Here is a 21,444-nt window from a genome sequence, read left to right on the forward strand (position 1 = left end):
TTTCACTGTCCTATCTGGGGGTAGCATATCACACAACGGGGAAGGGCGGTGCTTCTATTTCCCCGATCTGCCCGCAGGACTCTGTTTTCCCGGAACAGCCGGTAAGCGGCTATACGACAACGCAGTGCTTTTTTCCGTCGTCCTCCAGCAAGACTCTGTTTCCCTGGATCAACCTGCCGTCCACGGTGACGGCTTCCGTCTTCAGATTTCCCCTGCTTCTGCTTTCCACCCTGATTTCATAGAGAGATTTCCCATATTTGTATTCAACGGAAAAATCCCCGAAACCCGCGGGCGTCGCCGGATCGATCACCAGCTCGTTCCCCTCTTTCCGGATGCCCAGGAACCAGTTTAACAGCCCCTGATACATCCAGCCTGCGGAACCGGTATACCAGCTCCACCCGCCCCTTCCGGTATAGGGCGGGCACAGGGAGATATCCGCCGTCATGACATACGGTTCCTTCTCGTACCTGAGCGCGTCCTTCCTGTTTTGCGTAACGTAAATCGGGTTGAGCATGGTGAACAGGGTTTTCGCCATGTTACAGTCGGACAGCATCGACGCGGCGATCGCCAGCCAAACCGCCGCATGGGTATACTGGCCCCCGTTTTCCCGTATGCCGGGGATATAATTTTTGATATAACCCGGGTTTTTAACCGTCTTATGAAAAGGAGGCGCCAGCAGCAGGGAAAGGGCTTCCTCCTCCCTTACCAGATAACGCCATGCCGACTGCATCGCCGTTTTCGCGCGTTCTTTTCCGGCCCCCCCGGATATCACGCTCCAGGACTGGCTGATGGAATCGATCCTGCACTCGTCGTTTTCCTTGGAACCGAGCTTCGAGCCGTCGTCGTAAAAGGCCCGAAGATACCACTCCCCGTCCCAGGCGTGCTCTTCAATGCTTTGAAGCAGGCTTTCCCGTTTTTGCTCCAATTCCCGGCCGTAGGCCCCGTCGCCTTCCCGGCGGCACAAAGGAAGGAAGTCCCCCAGCACGGTATACAAAAACCACGCCAGCCAGACGCTTTCCCCTTTCCCCTGCGCTCCGACCTCATTCATGCCGTCGTTCCAGTCGCCTCCCCCCATAAGGGGAAGCCCGTGTTCCCCGAAGCGGGTCCGGTCAACGGCTTTCTTGCAATGCTCATAAACGCTTCCGGAACGCCCGGATATTTCGGGAGTAAACATTGCGTCCTGCTGGCCCTCCTGAAGCGCCGGACCCCTGATGTAAGGTACCTGCTCCTTTAAAATCGAGGCGTCTCCGGTACTTCGGACATAGGCGGCGGTGCAGTAAGGCAGCCACAGCAGATCATCGGATATTCTCGTTCTTACCCCGATCCCCATCGGAGGATGCCACCAGTGCTGGACGTCCCCTTCTTCAAACTGCCTGCTGCAGGAAATCAGGATCTGCCCGCGCAGGATACCGGGATCGGCAAAGAGAAGCGAAAGGGAATCCTGCAGCTGGTCCCGGAATCCATAGGCTCCCCCGCACTGATAAAAACCCGCTCTCGCGTGAATGCGGCAGGACAGCGTCTGATAGAGCAGCCAGCCGTTCAATAGGATATCGACCGCCCTGTCCTTCGTCTTCACCCGGACGGTCCCCAACAATCCGTCCCAATAGGCCTTCACCCTGTCAAGCTCTTTTTCGGCGGCGGCGGTGTCCCTGTATTTGTTTTTGATTTCGTATATCCCGTTCAGGCTGCCGCTCTGCCCGAGCCCGAACAGCACCGTCCGGCTCTCCTGCGGCTGGATCGCGACGGATACCTGAATCGCTCCGCAGGGGTCATAGCATACGCCCGTATGGCAGGACAGCTTGACCTGTGCTCCCCGCGGTTCCCGGATGCCGCCCCCCTGCCCCAGAAATTCCTGTCTGTCGCCGGTATAGCCGACGATCGTCTCGCTGGAAAACAGATAGGAATAGAGGTTCGGAAAGTTCATGGTATAGAGGTTCCTTGCGCAGAAACATTCGTGCTCGTTGTCATAAGAGGTCAGAAGATAGGGATTGGTCTGCTCCCTGTCCGTACCCATGACCCATTCCACATAATAGGTCAGGCTCAGATACTTCACTTTATCCGAGCGGTTCGTCAGCTTCAGGCTCCACAGCTTCAGCGACTCCTCCAAAGGGGTAAAAACGGTCAGCTCCTGATCAACGAGCGCTTCCTCATGCAGGAACCTGCTGTATCCGAAGCCATGCCTTACCCGGTAAACGCCCCGATCGGACCTTCCGAGGGACATGGGAGTCATGACCTCGCCGGTGATTTCATCCAAAATATAGATTGCCTCGGAGGCTCTGTCGCTTACGGGATCGTTGGACCAGGGCGTAAGCTTATTTTCCCTGCTGTTGATACTCCAGGTAAAGCCCGCGCCCGATTCCGATATCTGGAATCCGAAGTTCTTGTTTGAGATGACATTGATCCAGGGTGCCGGCGGCCTGTTGTCACCTTCCAGCAGGATTTCATATTCTCTGCCCCCACAGGCAAATGCCCCGAAGCCGTTAAAAAATTCATAATTCTCTGTTTCTTTCTCCTGTGCTGTTGGCGCATATGCTGTGTCCAAAGCCTCTTCCTCCTTAAGGGCAGGGCCTCGAAGGCCTAATATTTCTCAAGTAACTCATACGGATTTTCTTTTACATTGTTAAAATAAATCCCCGCCTTCTCTGAAAATACGACCCGCGCCACCGTATACAGCAGATCGATCTCCGCCGGTTTCATCTCATACGTATGCAGGGTAAAAAAGCTTGGCTTCTCGTTCCCGGAATCATAAATCCGAAGAGAGCTTGTCATATCGTTGATTAATTCATCCACCTCCTGAAGATAGCCGTGCTTGGAATCGATCAGGATAATCAGGTCCACCGCAACACGGTTGATTTTCAGATATTCGTAAGCCTTTAACACATCCATCACGGTTCTTTCCTCCGTGATGGACCGAACCGTCAAAAGCAGGATGGGATGATCGCCGGATACGCCGAATTTCCACAAGAAGCTCTGATTCATAAAGTTCCGTCTTATATTTTCATGCGGCCCCCGGTAAATATCCGCGGGATAGTAGACCGGGCTGACCAGGTCCTGAAAGGCGTTCAGCTGGGTTCTGGTAATTTCCAGATACTTTAGCTCCAGGTTCTTTTGAAGCCTGAATTTTTCCAGGATATCGTCGATCCGGTAGCCGACATTCAATTCCTCCGCTGTTTTGATTGCTTCCTCCTTACTGCCGCACACGCCGGTAATGAAAGAAACGCAGGCGGTTTCCCCCGCTCCTATGCAGAATTGCGCCCTCAGGCTCATAATCGGATCATTGCAAAAGCCCGAATGATTGAAAAAAGCGCTGCTGTTCACCACAGAATCCGGATTTTCCAGAGTATTGTTCCTTCCGATAAAGCGTTTTCTGTCGTTTTCATATTCCAGTTTCTTGCATAGTTTCGTTCCCGTCCTCAGCATGTGCATTACATAAGGATGATCCTCCTCCTGCTTCCGCCGCCTTTTCGCAAGGAAGATTTCCTGCTCTTCCAGATACTCGCTTTCCAGAAAGAGCTTATTGAACGCGGGATGGCTCAGCTCCGCCGGATAGGTGTCGTCCACCAACTCCAGATAACTGGTCACTTCCAGCCGCTTTTCCCGGTTTCCGTGATTGGTAAGGATAACCTTGCGTATCTCAAAGTCATGGTCCGCGTCCAGGCTGACGATCATGTCCGACGAGATATCCCCGTCCCTGCGTTTAAATTCCGCCTGGTGCGGGCAGAAAACCACCTGGTAATCCTCTGGCTCCGTTCTGGTGGGATGATAAGCGGCGCTCCAGAGCTTTCCCCGTTCCATGTCCTTAATATAGATATAATTGCCTGTATTCCCGTAAATATCCGATCGCCAGCGGTAAAGCATCCGGTCCTCATATTTGCTGAAGCCGTCGCCGTCCGAAGTGATCATCAGGGAATACTTGCCGTTTGACAGATAATCCACGACCGGCGAATTCACGCCCGTACGGTTGACATACCGGTTGCTGTAGCTGTCTTCTTTGAAAAGGGACTTCCCGATTCTGACCGTATATCCCTGCCGGGCAATCGAAATCAGATAGGACTGGCGTTTTTCCTCGAGAAGGACTTCCGAGGCCTTGATCATCATCTCCGCATGGAACCGCTCCCGGAGGACGCCCTCATTCAGATAATTATTAATGGCGGCCAGATTCATCCCCTGATGATGCGCCATATAGGATTTTACAATGCAGTAAGGCGTCAGCTCCACAGAATTCGGCAGGTTAAAATCAACAGACTCATAAAAGCCGTAATCGCCGAAGGCGCCCAATTCCTTCAGCCGCTTCAAATTTTCCACGCATTCCTCTTCCGCGATATCCAGCGCCAGCATCGTTGCGTAGGGAGCGACCACAAGGGAATTCCTGCGGACCGGCTGGAGCCTGATCTTCGGGACCCCGAAGGCTTTGTACTGGTAATTTGAGTTCAGGTCAAAGCGGTAATACTGGGATTCCGATATTCCCCAGGGTATCCCCGCCTCCCTCGCGTACTGGATCTGCTGAAGCACCGCCGCCCTGGAAGTCTGTTCGTAAACCGAGCCCTCATATTCCCTGAACACCAGGTTCGGCATCAGATATTCAAACATCGTGCCGCTCCAGGATACGAAGCACGGAATGCCCTCGACCATGGTCAGGGGCCTTCCCAGTTTATACCAATGCTTTAACGGCACCTGGCCCATGGAGATTGCAAGAAGACTTGTAAGCGCCGATTCCGACGCCATCAGGTCGTAACAGCCGTCGTCCAGCGTGTGCGAGGATACATGATACCCGATATGGAACAGCATCCTCTTTTCGTTAAATAAAAAGCGGAAATCAACATTTGCCAAAATGCAGTCTATCTGATTGCAGAGTTCTTTGATCCGACGGATCACGCCATTCGCGAATGGATTCCCCTCCGCCGCGATACGGCAAAGCGCGGGATAAGAAGAAAAGCTCTCTTTTTTCAGCTTTAAGGCCCCGGCTTCATTGACGGTACTGTCAATCAGGTTCATCAGATGTCTGGTCCAGCGGTAATCCGCGGCCGGTCTGAGATCTCTCCCGTTTAAGTCCTCCCAGATATCCGCGATATCTTCGATCAGTTCCCCTATGCTTTGGTACCCGGCCCTGAGCTTATTTCCGGCGGAGTCGCCCGTTCTCAGCAGAATTTCCTCATTGCTGTTCCGGGCCGCGATCCTGAGCTCGGACAGAAAGTTGTCCGGATAAACCGGCTTGCCGATCTGCTCTAAAAGGCCGTTTTTCAGCACGACCAGATGCCCCAGGAAATTGCCGCTGTCTACGGTGGAAATATAGGCGGGGCTGAGCACCTCGAGGGATCGGATATGATACCAGTTATAGAGATGCCCCTTCCATTTCGGCATTTTCTGAACCGTATCCATCAGCTTTTCCGCGGCCTCAACCGTGGAGCTCAGCGTTTCAAATCCCAGGTCCCTGGCCGACAGGATCGCCAGAAACTGAAGTCCGATATTGGTCGGCGATGTTTTATCGCTGACTTTTTCGGCTGTTGAAATCTGATAATTGTCCGGGCAGAGCCAGTTGTTTTCCTTCGTGGAAAACTCCTTGAAAAACAGCCAGGTTCTGCGCGCGGTATCCAGAAGCAGCCCGCTGTCCCGTGCCTTGTCCCTCGGATGAAGCTTGTTTTCCGGCTGACTGATCCGGTACGCGATTTCAAAGGCAATGCTCCAGTCGGCAATGACGATCGCCGTCAGGATCATTCCCGCGGGGCTCAAAGATCCCATAAATAAAAGAAGCGCAAGCGCAAACGCCGGAAGAAAAGAACTCCACATGGTAAGAAAATACCCTTTTCTCGTATTGACAATGGAGGCGTCCACCGCTTCCGCCGTATTCCAGCGAAGCAGATTCTTTTTGCTGATGAAGAGCCGATACAGCGTTCTGACAATGGCGTCGCATGCGATATACGCCCGGTAGGGCGTGATCGTGAATTCCAGCAACGCCCTTTCCAGCATCACGGCAAGTTCCTTTAAAAAGCTTTTATAAATAACGGCGAGCTTCGGCCGGACCAGCTTCTGAGCGATCACCGAAAGCAGCAGAATCACCGTGGAAAACAGGTCGTTAAAGAAAACCAGGGGCAGCCAAAGATAATATGCCTGCGGCATCCATGCCAGATTCAAGAGCAGAAGCAGAGTCTTGCTCAGCGGAACCAGACTTCTTCTCAGGTTGTCAAAGATTTTCCATTTTGACAGGGCGCATAAGCTTTCCCCGTCCGCGGCCTTTTTCATAAACAGCCAGGGCAGCAGCTGCCAGTCTCCGCGCAGCCACCGGTGTTCCCTTTTGGTAAAGGACAAAACGCTGTTTGGAAAGCTGTCCATGATCTTGGCCGCGCTGGAAAAAGCTGTCCGCGCGTAGCAGCTCTCAAAAAGGTCGTGACTCAGAATCCGGTTTTCCGGCACCTTATTTTGAAGCACCTTGTGGAAGGCTTTGATGTCATAGATGCCCTTTCCGGTATAGATTCCTTCGTTGAAAATATCCTGGTAGATATCCGAGATCACGGTTCCGTAATGGGCGAGGCCCGATTCTCCCCCGAAGATTTTCGTAAACCTGCTGCCGTTCTTGTCCGCGATATGATTCCTTACCGAGGGCTGTATGATGACATAGCCTTCCTCCACCTTTTGATTGGCGAGATCCAGAATCGGTTGATTTAAAGGATGATCGATCAGTCCGACCAGTTTCGCGGCGTTGTCGCGGATCAGATTGGTGTCCGCATCCAGTGTAATCACATACCGGAAGGTGGTAAGCAGCTTCTGGTCGCAGTAAACGGAGGAGAAGGTGGTGTTCTCCTTTTCCGCTCCATTTAAAAGGTTATTGAATTCTTCCAGCTTTCCCCGCTTACGCTCCCAGCCCATATAACAGTTCTCCGCCTGGTTCCATTTACGGCAGCGGAAGAACAGGGAAAACCGCGGGTACTCCGACGGATAGAGCTCGTTCAGCTCCTTCCTGCGCGCGGCAAGAGCGCTTTCAATCACCTCGTCCTTCGGCAGGAACGGGTCCTGAGAATCCTCAAAATCGAGCAGCAGCGCAAAGAAAAGGTTCGGCTGCCGGTTTGCCAGATAATGCTTTTGAAGACGGTCCATGTACTCCAGGCCCTGTTCCTTCGAGGAAACGATGACCGGCATGACCACAAAGGTCCTGGCTTCCTCCGGTATTTCCTCCAGATAGTTCAGAGAAGGAATCTTCTTGACCATGATTCTTCTGGTAAATATAAAATTGGTAATCTCCAGGGAAATACCCGCCAGCAGCGGAAAAGCCGCCAGAAGGGCAATCAGGTACCGGCCGGTACCCCGCAGCCCGCCAAGGGCCCCGAAAGCACGGAACAGGCAGGCGCTCAGCCCAAGAGTGATCAGGGACAGGGCAAGGAAATAAAGGAAGCCCTTTACGTTCATCCTTTTTCTGATTCTTTTGGGGATCGGTTTTCCCAATACCTTCGCTTTCAGAATCGGATAGCCTTTGCCCAAAAGATAGGCCCCCACATGATGAGAGCAATGCAGGTCCTCCCTTCCCTGAACCGCCAGCTCCAGGCAGTCCCTGGCTATCTTTTCTTCCATCAGACGATAGCGGAGCGATAATTTGACAATGACTCCACGGTACATGCCCCTGGACTCCAAATCCATCTTTTGATAGACGCCGTCCGGGTCCTGCGATAAAATCCGATCCAGGCAGGAATATTCCTCAAAGAATTTCTCCTCGTCCACTTCATTGATATCCCTCAGGCTGACGATCAGCGTCCGGATATTGGTCTCAAGAAACGATTCGATCTTTCCTTCTTCCAGAAAGACGCCGGAAGTCTTCACCTGTTTTCCCGGAGAAGACAAATGATACTCCAGATAGCTTTGGATGGAAGCCTCGTCAAAGGACATATTTTTCAGCAGATAGATGACATGGGCATGGAACGAGCAGTTCCGCTTTAAGGAATCCTCTTCTATTTTGCACAGCAGTGCCGACAGGTCGGCCGGCCCCTGCCGATCCGCCAGCCTGTCCCGCAGAAATTTTTCCGCCTTCGACTTCACGTCAATCATCCGAAGAATTTCATCCGCGGCTGCGATGATCTCTTCCAGAAGGCAAAAGCCCAGCACTTCCGGTAAAACCCAGATTTCCTTGTCCGTAAGCGGTATTTTCCGCTGATATGCCTTCAGCATTACGGAAATATTTTCTTCACTCAGGTGTCCGCCGGAAAGAGTCACCATCTTTTTCGCCACAACATAAACACGGGGAAAGTTACGGTATTCCTTCCCTTTCAGGACCGGCAGTACGGCATAGTCCGTTCCCGAGGTACGTACTTTTTTGATTTCCCGGTACAGCATCTGGAAATTGTCAAAGAGCCAGCGCGCCGCCGGAATCAGGGAAATCATATCGGCGGATACGGCGGAGATGCTGTCTCTGATTTTATTGAGTTCCTTATAGGCGGCCTGATTATAATCATTCAGAACAAAGCTATATCCGGTCAGTCTGACCTGACTGTGGCTTTCCGCCAGATCAAGCATTTGCTTTTCCCACTCGCCCGGACCCGGTTTCTCTCCTTCTCCCGGGGAACAAACCGAAAAATTCACTTTCCTGCCAAAATGGTTCAGTCTGCGGTACAGCAGGAACAGAACCAAACAGACCAGTGAAATCAGGATCGGTAAAACAACCGGCAGAAAGGGGGAATCTATATAAAAGTCAATTTTTTTCAATACGATCTGCAATGGAAGCTCCTCCTTATTTAAGAGACCCTTCGGATAGGACAGGATCTCTTTACGGATAGTTTGTCTGTTTTTCCATAAAAAATAGCCATTCATTGCATATTTTGGATACGAAATCCGCCAATCATAAGCGGGGCCCTGACGGCGCTTTGAAAAAAAAGAGCATCCCCGTTGTGCAGGGATGCTCTTTTCGCTGTCGGTACGATGGTCTCCGCTGTAATGCAGAGGTTCTTTTAAAAAGCTGCGATATGCCTATAAAGTTTTATCTTAAAAATTCCTTCAGATAGATGGGCAAAAGGCTCTGGCTGTTGTCTGTCAGGCTGTAAACGCCGCCCGCCACACACCAGTTGTAGATCATTCCTCTTTCCAGAGAGGCATATATTTCCGCCATGCTTTGTACGGAATCCGAATTTTTAAATTCCCCGCTCTTCCGTCCTTCCCGAAGGATGCGCGTAATCAGCTTAAAGTAGAGCCGTTCCTCATTAAACAGGCTCTTTTTCTTTTTTTCAACATCCTGCGTGTAAAGAAACACAACCAGGTTAAAGGGCACCTGTGTTTCAATCAGCCGGAACAGCTCCCTGTTCAGATAAAGCAGCTGCTCGTAATGGTTTAGCCGGGGGTTCATTTCCAGCATCAGCTCCGCGTATTTCTGATCGAAAAAATCCCCAAGCGTATCCAGCAGATCCTCCTTCTTTTCAAAAACGCGGTGGAATTCGTCGGCGGATACGCCGGCCAGCCCGATCACATCGGCCGTACGGGTCTCCGGGAAGCCCTTTTCCCGGAACAGCTTCCACGCCGCCCGGACGATCCTGGTCCGGATGCTTTCCGGCTCCGCCTTTTTCACGCTGCCCAGCAAAAATCCGTTTTTTAGCGGATCGTCCGCGTCCAGAATCCATTGGTTCATGCCGGTGATATACGCGCTGCCGGTGATCTGCGGAATAATCGCCTTCATGCCGCTGATTTCCAGCTCCTGAGCGGCCTCGCCTTTGAATATCGAACCGATCATGCTCTCGTAAACAAATTCCTGGTTCAGCTTTAGTTTCCCCTTTGCGTATAAGGCCGCTATTTTGGCGCTCGTTCCGGTTCCGCACGGCGAACGGTCGGCCTGCGCCTGCCCGAAGATGACGCAGTTTTTCAGATCGGCCTGCGGATGATCGGCACGTGCATAGAATTCCACCAGATCGACGGTGGTGATATCCAGATAAGGATGCCGGATATTCACTTCTTTATTAATTCGGTTCCGGAGCTTCATTCCCAGCTCGGTGATTTCCTCGATATATTTTGGCTTCAGTTCCAGGCCGATGGCTTCGGCATCAACCAGCGCAAAAAAGGATCCGCCAAAGGAGATATCGTAGGGAATCATCCCGTACCCGGGAATCTCGGTTTTCAGGTTTTCCCGATACAGGAAAGAGGGTACGTTCAGGATACTGACCTCCACCGCTTTACCGCCCTCCACGCGCACCTTCGCGCGGATAATGCCGGAAGGCGTATCCAGCACGACCTCGGTATACGGTTCGGTCACCGCCACCAGTCCGGTTTCAACCGCCATGGAGGCGGTCCCGATGCTGCCGTGGCCGCACATATTCAGGTAGCCTCCGCTGTCCATGAAAACCACGCCCAGATCCGCTTCCGGGTTCACCGGTTCGGTAATCAGCGCCCCGAACATATCACGGTGCCCTCTCGGCTCCAGCATCAGCGCCGTGCGGTAATGATCGTAATTCTTCTCCAGATATTTTTTCTTTTCCATCATCGTGCTTCCGGGCAGTTCCGGAAACCCCTCGTAAATGATCCGCGTCGCTTCTCCCACGGTGTGGGAATCGATGGTTTTGAAGCAGTGCGCGTAATTGCCTGTTTTGGGCCTGATATCCATGCCGTTCCTCCCGCAAATATGGATTTCCCCTGTTCCCTATCCGCCGAAATTCAATCTGACGACCTCCGCCAGCAGCCTCGCGGTTCCCTCAACACCCAGCAGCCCGCTGTTTACCATCAGGTCCTTGTGGGCCGGATCGCCCGGGGCATATTTGGCATACTGCTTATGATAATTGCCGCGCGCTCTGTCCACCGCCTCGATCATCCGTTTTGCCTCGTACGGTTTCATTTCCAGCGTGTTCAGGCAGTTATCGTACCGGATCTTATACGGCGCATAGATATAAACATGCATCGCGTTTTTTTCCTCCGCGAGAATATAGTCGGCGCAGCGGCCGACGATAATGCAGGAGCCCTTCTCCGCCAGGCCGGTGATGATATCCTTTTGCGTCTGGAAGATCCGCGCCTGCCGCTCGACCGACTCCGTTCCAAGCGGAAACAGCATCCGGAAAAAGGTGGAGCCCTTCTCCTCCTCGTCGCTGATCACCGAAACCGGCATTCCCATTTTTTCCGCAGTCGCTTCCACAATGTCACGGTCGTAATATTCGATGTTCAGCAGTTCGGATAATCGTCTGGCGATCGGACGCCCAAGGCTTCCAAAGTCCCTTGTTATGGTGACCACATATTTTTCCAAACCTTTCACCCCTGTCTTTCTTTGCCGCGGGCGGTCCGCTGCCGCGGGCCGCTAAGACGCCAGGAATCTGGACAGAAAAGCCTTCGTCCGTTCTTCCCGCGGGCTTTCCAGTACCTCCTGCGGAGTCCCTTCCTCCACAACATAGCCGTTATCCATAAAAATGACGCGGTCCGCGACGTCTTTCGCAAACGCCATCTCGTGAGTGACCACGACCATTGTCATGCCGTCCGCGGCAAGCTGACGCATCACGCTCAGGACCTCGCCCACAAGCTCCGGGTCCAGCGCCGACGTCGGTTCGTCAAAAAGCAGCGCGACGGGGTCCATGGCCAGTGCCCGCGCAATGGCTACCCGCTGCTGCTGCCCGCCCGAGAGGGTGGACGGCAGCGCGTCCTTTTTGCTTTCCAGGCCCACCCGGTCCAGCAGCTCCACGGCTTTTCCGCGGGCCTCCTGCTTGTTTCTGCGCTTTGTCAGCACCGGCGCCAGCATGACGTTTCCCAGAACGGTTTTCATCGGGAACAGATTGAAGCGCTGGAACACCATGCCGACCTCCTCCCGGAATTTCCGGATATCGGCCTTTTTATCGCACATGTTCTGGTCTCTGTAAAAAACATCGCCGGAGGTAGGAATCTCCAGTTGATTGATGCATCTTAACAGCGTGCTTTTCCCCGAGCCGGAGGGGCCGATGATGCATACCACCTCTCCCTCGGAAACTTCGATGTTGATATCTTTCAGAACCACCAGATCGCCAAAAATTTTGGATAGATGGCTGATCTGCAAAAGTGGGCTGCTCATTGTCGTCACCCGCCTATTTCAAACTGAATTTCTTTTCGATAAATTTTTGCAGTACCATGAGTATGGACAGCAGCACTAAGTAAAACAGGGCGCAGACCGTGTAGGCCGGAACTGTCTGGAAGGTCCGCGCGATATAGTTCTGCGTCTGCCTGGTCATTTCATTGACCGATATGATGGACAGCAGGGCCGTATCCTTCACGGAAATGATAAACTGATTGAACAAAGCGGGCAGCATGGACTGAAACGCCGGTGGGACGATCAGATGCCACATGACCTGCCTGTTTGTCAGCCCAAGGGATTTCCCCGCCTCGGTCTGGCCGATCTCCACGCCGTCCAGGGCGCCCTTTACGATGGTGGAGATAAACGCTCCGGAGTTCAGGGAGATGACGATGATGCCCGCCGCCGTGCTTTCCAGCGTAAAATTCGTTCCCGTGGCCGCGGAAATCAGCAGAGGGACCACAAAATAGACATACAGCGCCTGCACCACCAGCGGCGTGCCGCGGATCAGCCAGATATAGACGCCGGCGATGCGTCTGCCCGCCCTGAAATGTCCGTGCAGGGCATACCCGGAAACCGATCCGATCAAAAAGCCTATCAGGATACCGACCACGGAAATTTCCATTGTCAGCCTCAGCCCGCGCAGCAGCATGGGAGCAATATTCTTGACGGATTCCAAATCCATTGGAACACCTCCTTTCAATGTGGGCCTCTCCGCCGCAGCCCGCGTACAAGGGGGCGAAAAGCCCGTTTGTACGCGAAGCGGGAGGAAATCCGCCGGAAAAAGACGTTAAAAAAGCGGATCTGCGGCCGGCCGCGCCGGTTCATTGCTTATTCACACCACTTTTCCTTCAGCTGATCGATGGTCCCGTTCGACTGGAGGTAAGCGATGGCTTCGTTAAAATTCTGGACGATATCGGGATTCGCCTTGCAGACGTTGAAGGAAAGAGCGATGGCGTAAGGCGCCTGCCCGTTGTAGAATTCATCCCCGACGATTTTCAGCTTGATCTCGCCGGTCTTGATGGAATAGGCCGTGCCGGGCGCGTCGTAAATGGTGGCGTCCGCCTGCCCGCCCTCCACGGCTTTATAGGCGAGAGACTGGGAGTCGAAGGTTTTCAGGCATTTTTCCGGCAGGTTGGCCGCGGCGTATTCATAGGCGATGGTGCCGGCCTGTACGGCCACGGTATATTTGCCGTCCTTCAGATCATCCACGCTTTTGATTTCGTTGTTGTCCTCGCCCACGACGACTACGATGCCCGCGTCATAATAGGTATCGGTGAAGTTCATGGTCTTTTTGCGCTCATCCGTGGCGCAGAGGGCGGCCGCCACAACATCCAGCTGGCCCTGGGACACGGAGGTGGTCAGCGGACCGTAGTCCATATCCTGCAGTTTATCGGATTTAATGGAGAATCCGAGGAGCTTCTGCAGTTCATTCAGGAATTCCACATCGAAGCCCTGCAGGGTCGTTCCATCCTCTTTAAAATAGGAGAACGGCGCGTAGGTGCCGGAGGTGCCGACAGCCAGCGTGACTCCTTTCAGCGCGCCCTGAAAGGACGGTGTGCTTTCACCGGCCGCCTGCGAGGACGCTGCCGGGGCTGTGCTGCTCTCCGGCTGGGAAGCAGATTCGGTGCCGCCTGTGCAGCCCGTCAGCATAACCGCCGTCATTGCGAACGTCAGCGCTGCGGAAATCAAGGATAAAAGTTTTTTCTTCATGTTGAATCCTCCTTTATGATACTTTGAATTTATATGAACAGAAAAAATGAATAAAAAAAAGACAAGGATGTTATAAAATAAACACCATTGTCCATTCATTTTGCTCTGATCCTATATGAAAATGTAAAAACTGACCTGTTAACCGTCCGGGAAATCCGCCGGCCGGGCCTCGGAGTTGAGAAGGGTATAGCAGACGATGCCCAAAACGACGAGGGCGCCGCCCGCGGCCACATAGACGGAAGGGAATTCCCGGAAAAAAGCGATCCCCAGTCCCGTGGCGAAAACCGGCTCCAGCATCTTTGAGGCCGACACATACGCCGGCTTTTCATACTTCAGGACCCAGCTGAACAGGCTGTGCCCCAGAAGCGTGCAGAACACCGCAAGGCCGATGCCGGACAGGACGTTGACTGTATGATATTGAGTTATTTTAACATGCTGCACGCATAAAATCAAGAGCAAAGTCAGCGCCGCGGAGGAATATACCGTGAAGGTGTAGACCGTGGTGGACATTTTCTTTCTGCAGAACACGCCGAGCATCGTATACACGGACAGAAAGCAGGCGCCGGCCAGCGCGAGGAAATCCCCCAGCAAAACGTTGTTTCCGCTGCCCGCGTCCGCCAGGGCGATGACGACGGTACCTGAAAAGGTGACCAGAATCGCGGCCCAGTGCTTGGTCCCCAGCTTTTCCCGGAACAGCAGAAACGTTGCCAGAGCGATAAAGAACACTTCCGTGTCGACCAGCGCGACCGAAGAGGCAATGCTCGTATAGCTCAGCGACTGGAAGTAAGCGGTGAAATGAAAGCTTAAAAACATGCCGCTGATGGCGGCGCATATGAAATATTTCGGGGGGACGCCCCTGATTTCAGCCCTGCAGCGGAGGACCAGAACCGGCAGAAGAAACGCCGCCGCAAACCCGACCCGGTACAAGACCAGCACCATCGGCGGAGCGTTCGCGACCCTGACGAAAACAGCGGACAGGGACGATCCGGCCACGCCCAAAACCACAATCAGCTTTTTCATGCTCCGTCCCCGGGGCCGTCAGACATTATGCCTGTATTCGTACGGCAGCACCTTGCACATGCCGTAGTGGTCCGCCTCGCGGGCGATAAAATTCAGCGTGTCCTTCAGGATCGCCGTCTGCATTCCCGGATTGTTCGGCTCGCCCGCGTTGGAACCGATCGGCACGTGCGGCGCGGTGATCCGCGGAGCCCCCTGCTGCTTGGCGATGGGCGGCAGCGCCGCGATCACGCAGCAGGACATGCCCGCCGCCTCGCAGCATCTGGTGACGATCGTCGCCGAGCGGTGACACGTGCCGCATCCGCCGGTGCAAAGCACGATATCGACCCCCTGCGCTTTCAGTTTGGCCGCGATTTCCGGGCCGGTTTCCGTGCGGAACTTATCGACGTTTCCGCCGCCGCCCATGAAGCCGTACATTTCACCGGCAAGGCTTCCGATAAAGCCTTCCGCGACCAGCTCCCGCAGGCGGTCCAGCGGAAGCATGGCGTTCACGTCCTTGTTGATATCCGAGTTGTCGAATCCCCCGTGGGTGACCATCAGCTCGGAAGTGGGGATATCGGACGGAATCACACGATAGGTGTAATCCCCGGAAGTGTCGTAGGGCGTCTGGGTTTTCTGGTGGATGCCGCCCGCCGTGATAAACGCCACCCTGCATTCGTTCAGCGGCTTCTTCAGCTCCGACCAGACCGGGCTCGGCGTGACCGGCACAAAGATTTCAGACTGCATCCCTTCTACTACCGTCAGTTTCATGGCTTGCCTCCGTTCAAAATTTCGTTTCAGGCGCGTTCGGCGCCTGCTTTGGTTCGGTCACCTGCAGATAGCTGAAATAAAATTTCACCTTCAGGCCGGGCCGCAGCGGAAAATCCGTCAGGACCCAACGCTTCGGGACCGTGATGACTCCCAGCCTTCCCTGAATATCGACCTTGACGGCCGTATCGTTGACCTCCACTACTTTTCCCTCCATCAGGATCGGGTTCAGTTCGTATTGCATCGACGGCCTCCTATTTCTTCGCAGACTGTTTTACAGGCCCAGAAGAAGATTGTTGCCGTCGACGACCTGCTGCGACCATTTTTTGGGAGCCGGCTTGATTTCAACGCCCATCATCTTGTTTTTCAGCATCTGGACGGCGCGCAGCGCGTCCTTCGAGCAGATTTCCGAACAGCCGGCGACCTCGTTCTCAAAGCCCTTTTGATCCTTGTTGAGCTCGATCATCGCGTCCGCATATTGGTTGCCGACCACCAGCTGGCCCTGGTAGGCACAGAAGGAAACGCCGACGACGGGGATGCCGCGTTTTCCGATCTGCCCGATATGGGAAATAAAATCGATGTGATTGTTGCCGAAGCCTTCGGTTGTGACGATGGCGCCTTCGGCCCCGAGCGCTTCCATCCACGCGCCCAGCCGTTCGGATACAAAGGTTTTTTCGTCATTCACCTGAGGGCTTCCCACAAAGACGACGCCGAGAAGATTCAGTTCCTCATCCGCCGCCAGCGCCTGGACCAGCGGCTCGCGGAAATAGTGGCGCGTCATTTCCTTGGTGGACGGGCCGATGCACGTCAGCGCGTGGATACCGCCGTCCAGCACCTCGTTGGGGGAAAGCATGACCGGGACGTTCCCGAGATCCACGTTTTTCTGTCCGCCCGTCACGCCGCACGGCTCGTTCGGGCAGAGGATATTATCGTGCATTGCGCCCTGGCCCATGATTTCCTTTACCAGAACCACGCGCGGTCTGCCGTATTTTTTTACGTCGCGGCAGATTTCGTCGCGCAGCGGGGCCTGATTTGCCGTTTTTAACACGTCGCGCGCCGCCTGAATAATAACGTCCTCACATTTATGCGCCGCCAGCGGCCCGCGGCGTTCCATCCCGGTATGGCGCTGAATGATAGTTTCCACGCGGATGATGATATCGTTCCCGTCCGCGCAGCCGGGGTTACCGAACGCCATCTTTTCATCCAGATACCCTTCCGAAGAGCCGAATTCGTGCACCTGAGTGCCGTCCTCGTCCACGCCGGTCAGCATGAAAACGGCGCCCTCCATCACATGGGTGACTCCTTCGCCGAGCGTACCGCTCACCTTGGCGGCGATCGGGCATACGTCCATGATCGTGTCGGTGTAAATATGGCGGCCGGCGGGCTTGATCACGTCCATTTTGATCTCTTTTACGAGAGGATCCGCTTGGACCGCCTTTTCCAGCAGTCCCCGGTCCAGCGTCAGGACGCCGTTTTCAAACGAGGTCTTTTCCCCGATGACCACGTCGGCCGCCTGAAAGTATTTTTTTGTCAGCGTCCGCAGCGTTTTGTCTTCCCCCTGCACGGCAGCCGGCGCAACAGCCGGAACCGCGGCGGGCGCATTGACCGGCACGGCAGCCGGCGGAAAAAGGCCGGGCCACGGCAGGTCAAGGGACAACCCTTCCAGACTTTTGATTTCGATATGCATCATACCCGACGCTCCTTTCGCAGATGGTGCTCCACCCGGCTCTCCGGCTTCCGCGGGGGCGGGCCGCTCCGCCTTTTCCTTTTCGGTTTTGCGCGCGCCCTCCACCATGGACGGCAGGATCGGGGTCAGGGCTTCGCAGTCCGCAAGCAGCGTGGCACCCAGGGCCTCCTCTACGGTCAGCGCATCGCCGCTCAGCGTCAGCAGCCCCGCTTCGGCCATGTCGTCAAACAGGCTGGGATCTTCCAGATCCGCAGCACTGATTACAGTCCCCTTGCGGCGTCTGCAGCAGAAAATGGCCGGTTCCTTCAAATTGGCTTTCAGCGTTTCAGTCGTCATAGACATTGGCTTCGCTCCTCTTCTTTCCATTTTTCATCCGGATGCATTCTGCGTACCAGCGGATGATTGACCGCACGCAGCGCCTGATCGGTGGTATGGTATACTTTCAGGTTCAGCTTCGGCGCGCAGGCCATCACGGTATTGGAACAATCCGTGCAGTTGCCGATCAGCAGCGCCTGTGCCCCCTTCTTTTTCAGCTCCATCACCTTTTGTATCTGACCGGGGCAATGTCCCGGATTCTCGCATTTATACGCGTTTTTGACCTTGACCGCCTGTTTGCAGTAGGCCACGCCGCAGACGCCGCTTTCCAGGCCGCGCGCAATTTCACGCATCCTGCTCTCGTCCGCGCCGCAGGCGCACACGAGAAGCCCGATTTTTTCCGGCCCTTTGGGAAAACATTCCGTCGCGATCAGGCCCCCGGTCGTCTTGCGGACCGCCTCCGCCGGCGCCGTGCGGCTTCCGGTAAACGGACCGCCCATGATCAGCTCGCCATATTCGTTTCCAAGGCCGCCTGCCAGCTCAAACACGCCGGAAATCCTCCTGCCGACGGGAACGTCCCTCAAAACCTTCACTCCGGCGTTTTCCCTGAGTTTTCCGGCCACGGTCATGTCCTTGTCGATCATCGGCTTTTGCAGGACGACCGCCTCGCGGATACGCAGCGCCGTTTCCGCGTTGATTACCACGGCGTTCGCTTCAGAAGGAAGCGAGTCGGGAGGGAGCAGGATTCCCATGGTTTCACGGACCACGGCTCTTTCTTCTCCCATCGGATACAGGTCCTCCAGCGGCGCGATACGGTATCTGCCGCCGCGGTCTGCGGCGCGCAGCGCGGCGACCGCCTTCGTATGCCTGCGCTTGATCGCTACGATCCCGTCAGAAGCCTTCACCAGGTCCATGACGATCTGCAGCGCGTCCAGCAGGCTGCCCGCCTCTTCTTCGATCCGCGCGATATTGTGGCACAGGATCGGCTCACATTCCGCCGCGTTTATAATGACCGTCGCGTTCACGCCGAGCCGGCTCCGCAGCTTTTCGGCGGTCGGGAACCCGGCCCCGCCCAGCCCGACGATCCCGGCTTCCTCCACCCTTTCCCACGGGTTTTTTCCCGTAAGCCTTCTGTAGGAAGAAAAGTCGGTGCCCGTATCCCGGATGACGATCTCATCCTCCGTCACGAGCACGACGGTCCCGGTCACGCTGCTGTGAAGGGCAGCGCCGAGGCCCTCCGGTTTTGCGGCGATCCGTTCGCCGCGCTCCACATGGCCGCCCTGCCGGACGACCGGCTCCGACCGGGCGCCGATATTCTGTTTCAGATAAAAACGATATTCCGCAGTCACTGCACTCATTCCCTGTTAAAAAATCAAAAAGGGCGGCAGACGCTTTCGCGTTCTGTCGCCCTTGACACGTATGATAAAAAATCCTGAACAGATTATGTCTGTATTATACATGTGCTTTATCGATTAGTAAAGCTCACATTTTGAATGTCATCCATTAGTTATTTTCATGTATTGCATTGACACAGGCGTCATTTCCCCCTATACTGGGGAAAAAAGGGGGGATTTGGCAATCCGGCATAAGAATGGGCCTGCGCCGGCAAAGGCATCGCGGACATTTTGGAGAACAGCCGGGGCAGAATCTCTGTTTTTATGAGGTTGCCGTGCGGGATGGTTATCAGTAAATACAAGCTGTTTGAGGATGTGGCGGAGACGAGGAGTTTTACGAAAAGCGCGGAGCGTCTCGGCTATTCGCAGTCCGGCGTCAGCCATATCCTGAAAGGGCTGGAGGCGGAGCTCGGCTTCCCCCTGTTTGTGCGTTCCAAGCGGGGAGTGACCCCCACGCCCAACGCGGAGCTTTTGCTCCCGCTGATCCGCAATGTTCTTTCCGAAACCGAAAAGCTGGAGCAGACCATCCATGCGATCCAGGGGCTGGAAGCGGGAGAGCTGACCATCGCGACGTATGCCAGCATATCCGTCCACTGGCTTCCGCCCCTTTTGCATCAGTTCAAAGAGCGGTATCCGCATATTGATATCATATTAAAGGAGGGCGGAGCCGATGACATTCTGCAGTGGATCCAGGAAAATATTGTCGATCTCGGGTTTTTGAGCCTGCCGCGCCCCTGTGGGCTGGACTGGATCCCGCTCGCCAGCGACCCGCTTATGGCGGTTTTGCCAAAAGATTATCCTCTCGCATCGCGCGGCGCCTTTCCCATGGAGGAATTTGAGGGGAAATCGTTTATCATTTCGGCTGTGGGGACGGACTACGATATACACCGTGCCCTGGAAACCTGCAAGGTACATCCGGACATGAAATACTCCTCTATGGACGACCGTGCGATCATCTCTATGGTCATTCATCATCTCGGAATCAGCATCCTGTCCGAACTGATCCTGACGGATTATACGGAGCGGATCACGGCGCTGCCGCTGAAACCCTTTTTCTGCCGTGAACTCGGCATCGCCATGCGTTCCTACGCGGAACTGCCGCCGGCCGCCCGAAAGTTCGCCGATTTTGCGAAGCAACAGCTAAGAACGGGCAGATGAAGGAGAACCCGATATCTTACTGTCAACGAAGAGCGTGTCCGGCAAACCCACAGTTAATTTCCGATTCTGCTGTCCCCATATTCCCCGCTATTTATTCGAGCTCAAACGCACCTGTATACAGCTGATAATACGATCTCCTTTCTTGATTTTTTGCATCCGGTCAGAAGCGCTGCGGCGAGGGATCGGGAATGATTGAAAAGATCCCATTTTTCGCTGACTGTTTCCAGACGGCCGTCGGACATTACTGCTATTTTGTTGCATATCCGGTAAACTTCGTCGCGGCTGTGGAAAACAAACAGAGTGGTCCCTTCATACTTTTCCAAAACGCTGCTGATTTTCTGTTCCGTCTGCCAGCGCAAATAGCTGTCCAGAGCCGAAAGCGGTTCGTCAAGCATCAGAATGTTCGGCTGTGAAGCAAGAATTCGCGCAAGCGCGACGCGCTGCTGCTGACCGCCGGAGATTTGTGAAGGATACCGCTTTTCAAGCCCTTCCAAATAAAACGCTTTTATTTTATCCTTTACAATCCGGCCTTTTTCCCTGTGCGGGAGTTGGATTCCGGCGGCGATGTTTTCTTCGATCGTCATGTTGGGAAACAGTGCATAGTGCTGAAACAGGTAACCTGTCCCGCGTTTTTGCGGCGACAGGTTGATTTTTTCTTTTGAATCGAACAGCACGCGGCCGTCTAAAACAATTCTGCCGCTGTCGGGTGTTTCCACTCCGGCGATGCATTTCTTTAGGGATTTCATCATAATGAATTTCTCCGACGGTAATTCCCTTTTGTTTGCCGCGCCCGTAAACGTCCATTTTGGTCACTGCGGGGAAACCGGCCGACAGCAGTTCGGATAAGACAATCCCGGTTTTTTCGGGTCTGATAATCGCTCTTACTAACAACATGGTACAAGTCCCCCTTGATGTATAAAGTAATCTGTTACAGATCCATAATTCCGTGATCCATCAGGATGCTTTCCAGTCTTTCCTGAGAAAGCGGTTTTGGAATAACAAACATATCGTTCTCATCAATTTTTTTGGCGAGATTACGGTATTCGTCCGCCTGATTGCAGGCGGGATCAAATTCAATAACTGTTTTTTTATGGATCTCGGCCCTCTGTACCATGTTGTCACGGGGAACAAAATAAATCATTTGGGAACCGAGTTCTTTGGCAAAGGCTTCCACCAGATCGGCTTCTCCATCCACCTTGCGGCTGTTGCAGATGATACCTCCCAGACGGACTCCGCCCGTGCTGGCGTATTTTTTGATGTCCTTTGAGATATTGTTCGTTGCGTACAAAGCCATTATCTCACCGCTGGCCACAATATAGATTTCCTGTGCTTTCCCTTCGCGGATCGACATTGCGAATCCGCCGCATACAACGTCGCCCAGCACTCCCCGTCTGCAGCGCGGGACACACTGCGCTAAATCTTTGATA

General features: G+C 54.2%; 14 protein-coding genes and 3 pseudogenes. 1 reads left to right on the plus strand and 16 read right to left on the minus strand.

Going from position 1 to position 21,444, the window contains the following annotated elements; genetic code table 11:
- Nucleotides 1-109: 109 nt before the first annotated feature.
- From VXK30_RS14110 to prdC, 13 genes and pseudogenes are all read right to left on the minus strand, one after another.
- Nucleotides 110-2,542 carry a GH36-type glycosyl hydrolase domain-containing protein gene (locus tag VXK30_RS14110; RefSeq protein WP_275713657.1) on the minus strand — a complete coding sequence of 811 codons (2,433 nt, stop codon included), beginning with the start codon at nucleotides 2,540-2,542 and terminating at the stop codon, nucleotides 110-112.
- A 35-nt stretch (nucleotides 2,543-2,577) separates the two neighbouring features.
- Nucleotides 2,578-8,700: a glucoamylase family protein gene (locus VXK30_RS14115; RefSeq protein ID WP_275713656.1), complete on the minus strand. Its 6,123-nt coding sequence runs from the start codon at nucleotides 8,698-8,700 to the stop codon at nucleotides 2,578-2,580.
- 259 nt (nucleotides 8,701-8,959) lie between these two features.
- A complete protein-coding gene (locus VXK30_RS14120; protein ID WP_275713667.1) occupies nucleotides 8,960-9,541 on the minus strand; it encodes a TetR/AcrR family transcriptional regulator in 582 nt (193 codons plus the stop codon).
- A gap of 6 nt (nucleotides 9,542-9,547) precedes the next feature.
- Nucleotides 9,548-10,567 (minus strand): annotated as a pseudogene (locus VXK30_RS14125) (proline racemase family protein); the annotation flags it as partial.
- 36 nt (nucleotides 10,568-10,603) lie between these two features.
- Nucleotides 10,604-11,197: a cytidylate kinase-like family protein gene (locus tag VXK30_RS14130; RefSeq protein WP_275713655.1), complete on the minus strand. Its 594-nt coding sequence runs from the start codon at nucleotides 11,195-11,197 to the stop codon at nucleotides 10,604-10,606.
- A 51-nt stretch (nucleotides 11,198-11,248) separates the two neighbouring features.
- Nucleotides 11,249-11,989: an amino acid ABC transporter ATP-binding protein gene (locus tag VXK30_RS14135; RefSeq protein WP_275713654.1), complete on the minus strand. Its 741-nt coding sequence runs from the start codon at nucleotides 11,987-11,989 to the stop codon at nucleotides 11,249-11,251.
- 13 nt (nucleotides 11,990-12,002) lie between these two features.
- Complete coding sequence (locus VXK30_RS14140; RefSeq protein ID WP_275713653.1) at nucleotides 12,003-12,671, minus strand: amino acid ABC transporter permease; 669 nt, start codon at nucleotides 12,669-12,671, stop codon at nucleotides 12,003-12,005.
- A gap of 146 nt (nucleotides 12,672-12,817) precedes the next feature.
- Nucleotides 12,818-13,699 carry an ABC transporter substrate-binding protein gene (locus tag VXK30_RS14145; RefSeq protein WP_275713652.1) on the minus strand — a complete coding sequence of 294 codons (882 nt, stop codon included), beginning with the start codon at nucleotides 13,697-13,699 and terminating at the stop codon, nucleotides 12,818-12,820.
- Between the two features lie 138 nt (nucleotides 13,700-13,837).
- Nucleotides 13,838-14,719: a DMT family transporter gene (locus VXK30_RS14150; protein ID WP_275713651.1), complete on the minus strand. Its 882-nt coding sequence runs from the start codon at nucleotides 14,717-14,719 to the stop codon at nucleotides 13,838-13,840.
- Nucleotides 14,720-14,737: 18 nt separating this feature from the next.
- On the minus strand, nucleotides 14,738-15,466 hold the full coding sequence (gene prdB / locus VXK30_RS14155; RefSeq protein ID WP_275713650.1) for a D-proline reductase (dithiol) protein PrdB: 729 nt from the start codon (nucleotides 15,464-15,466) through the stop codon (nucleotides 14,738-14,740).
- Nucleotides 15,467-15,479: 13 nt separating this feature from the next.
- Nucleotides 15,480-15,707, minus strand: coding sequence for a CBO2463/CBO2479 domain-containing protein (locus VXK30_RS14160; protein WP_275713649.1), 228 nt, complete (start codon nucleotides 15,705-15,707; stop codon nucleotides 15,480-15,482).
- A gap of 30 nt (nucleotides 15,708-15,737) precedes the next feature.
- Nucleotides 15,738-17,492: a D-proline reductase (dithiol) proprotein PrdA gene (gene prdA, locus VXK30_RS14165; RefSeq protein WP_275713648.1), complete on the minus strand. Its 1,755-nt coding sequence runs from the start codon at nucleotides 17,490-17,492 to the stop codon at nucleotides 15,738-15,740.
- Nucleotides 17,483-18,823 carry a proline reductase-associated electron transfer protein PrdC gene (prdC, locus tag VXK30_RS14170; RefSeq protein ID WP_329493582.1) on the minus strand — a complete coding sequence of 447 codons (1,341 nt, stop codon included), beginning with the start codon at nucleotides 18,821-18,823 and terminating at the stop codon, nucleotides 17,483-17,485. Before prdC ends, prdA begins: the two co-directional genes overlap by 10 nt.
- A gap of 318 nt (nucleotides 18,824-19,141) precedes the next feature.
- Between prdC and VXK30_RS14175 the strand changes: the two genes are divergently transcribed.
- Nucleotides 19,142-20,017 carry a LysR family transcriptional regulator gene (locus VXK30_RS14175; RefSeq protein WP_275713646.1) on the plus strand — a complete coding sequence of 292 codons (876 nt, stop codon included), beginning with the start codon at nucleotides 19,142-19,144 and terminating at the stop codon, nucleotides 20,015-20,017.
- 101 nt (nucleotides 20,018-20,118) lie between these two features.
- Here the strand turns inward: VXK30_RS14175 and VXK30_RS14180 are convergent, their stop codons facing one another.
- The 3 genes and pseudogenes from VXK30_RS14180 to nifH all read right to left on the minus strand — a co-directional run.
- The gene (locus VXK30_RS14180) at nucleotides 20,119-20,766 is read right to left on the minus strand and encodes a sulfate/molybdate ABC transporter ATP-binding protein (RefSeq protein WP_329493584.1); all 648 of its coding nucleotides are present in this window, start codon (nucleotides 20,764-20,766) and stop codon (nucleotides 20,119-20,121) included.
- A pseudogene (locus VXK30_RS14185) lies at nucleotides 20,744-20,911 on the minus strand (P-II family nitrogen regulator); the annotation flags it as partial. The gene VXK30_RS14180 and the pseudogene VXK30_RS14185, both read right to left, overlap by 23 nt.
- A 34-nt stretch (nucleotides 20,912-20,945) precedes the next feature.
- A pseudogene (nifH, locus tag VXK30_RS14190) lies at nucleotides 20,946-21,401 on the minus strand (nitrogenase reductase); the annotation flags it as partial.
- Nucleotides 21,402-21,444: the final 43 nt, after the last annotated feature.

The organism is Caproiciproducens sp. CPB-2 (assembly GCF_036287215.1).
Classification (GTDB): domain Bacteria; phylum Bacillota; class Clostridia; order Oscillospirales; family Acutalibacteraceae; genus Caproiciproducens.

What these genes read in the sequence shown, in the direction of transcription:
- VXK30_RS14135 (WP_275713654.1), bottom strand. Translation starts at nt 11,989, where the DNA reads ATGAGCAGCCCACTTTTGCAGATCAGCCATCTATCCAAAATTTTTGGC.
- VXK30_RS14140 (WP_275713653.1), bottom strand. Translation starts at nt 12,671, where the DNA reads ATGGATTTGGAATCCGTCAAGAATATTGCTCCCATGCTGCTGCGCGGG.
- VXK30_RS14145 (WP_275713652.1), bottom strand. Translation starts at nt 13,699, where the DNA reads ATGAAGAAAAAACTTTTATCCTTGATTTCCGCAGCGCTGACGTTCGCA.
- VXK30_RS14150 (WP_275713651.1), bottom strand. Translation starts at nt 14,719, where the DNA reads ATGAAAAAGCTGATTGTGGTTTTGGGCGTGGCCGGATCGTCCCTGTCC.
- prdB (WP_275713650.1), bottom strand. Translation starts at nt 15,466, where the DNA reads ATGAAACTGACGGTAGTAGAAGGGATGCAGTCTGAAATCTTTGTGCCG.
- VXK30_RS14160 (WP_275713649.1), bottom strand. Translation starts at nt 15,707, where the DNA reads ATGCAATACGAACTGAACCCGATCCTGATGGAGGGAAAAGTAGTGGAG.
- prdA (WP_275713648.1), bottom strand. Translation starts at nt 17,492, where the DNA reads ATGTCTATGACGACTGAAACGCTGAAAGCCAATTTGAAGGAACCGGCC.
- prdC (WP_329493582.1), bottom strand. Translation starts at nt 18,823, where the DNA reads ATGAGTGCAGTGACTGCGGAATATCGTTTTTATCTGAAACAGAATATC.
- VXK30_RS14175 (WP_275713646.1), top strand. Translation starts at nt 19,142, where the DNA reads ATGGTTATCAGTAAATACAAGCTGTTTGAGGATGTGGCGGAGACGAGG.
- VXK30_RS14180 (WP_329493584.1), bottom strand. Translation starts at nt 20,766, where the DNA reads ATGATGAAATCCCTAAAGAAATGCATCGCCGGAGTGGAAACACCCGAC.